The organism is Saccharomonospora iraqiensis subsp. paurometabolica YIM 90007 (assembly GCF_000231035.2).
GTDB lineage: Bacteria > Actinomycetota > Actinomycetes > Mycobacteriales > Pseudonocardiaceae > Saccharomonospora > Saccharomonospora paurometabolica.
Genome location: NZ_KI912225.1, coordinates 65,721 through 66,498, shown reverse-complemented (window position 1 = coordinate 66,498; position 778 = coordinate 65,721). Strand labels below are relative to the sequence as shown.

At 76.1% G+C, this 778-nt stretch carries 1 protein-coding gene; it reads left to right on the top strand.

Annotated elements, in window-relative coordinates:
- A partial coding sequence (locus tag SACPADRAFT_RS26565) for an FAD-binding oxidoreductase (RefSeq protein ID WP_040924147.1) occupies positions 1-778 on the top strand: 778 nt, incomplete at both ends.

Here is a 778-nt window from a genome sequence, read left to right as displayed (position 1 = left end):
CTGACCGACCACCCGCCGCCCGACGTGGCCGATCTGGCGCTGCCGGCCGCACGGGTGGACGTCCCGGCGAGCCTGGCGCACCTGTGTACCGCCGACCCGGCCGAGCGGGCCGCGCACGCGCACGGCAAGGCGTTCCGGGACGTCGTGCGCAACCTGCACGGGACGCTGGACAACGTGCCGGACCTCGTCGCCCGGCCACGCACCGAGCGCGACGTCCTCGATCTGCTCGACTGGGGCACCGGGCGGGGACTCGCGGTGATCCCGTACGGGGGCGGCAGTTCCGTCGTCGGCGGGATCGAACCGCGCTGCGCCGGCTATCCCGGCACCGTCACCCTCGACCTCGGCCACCTCGACCGGGTCGTCGAGGTCGACCCCACCAGCCGGGCCGCGCGCATCCAGGCGGGGGTGCTCGGCCCGGCCCTGGAGGACCAGCTCCGCGGGCACGGGCTGACCCTGCGGCACTTCCCGCAGTCGTTCGAGTTCTCCACCCTCGGCGGCTGGCTGGCCACCCGGGCGGGCGGGCACTACGCCACCGGGGAGACACACATCGACGACCTGGTGGAGTCGCTGCGCGTGGTGACACCCACCGGGATCAGCGAGTCCCGCAGGCTGCCCGCCTCCGGTGCGGGCCCGTCGCCGGACCGGATGTTCCTCGGCTCGGAGGGGATCCTCGGGGTCGTCACCGAGGCGTGGCTGCGGGTGCGGGAGCGTCCCCGGTGGCGGGCGGGGGCGTCGGTGCGGTTCGCCGACCACGGCGCCGCCGTGGCCGCGACCCGTG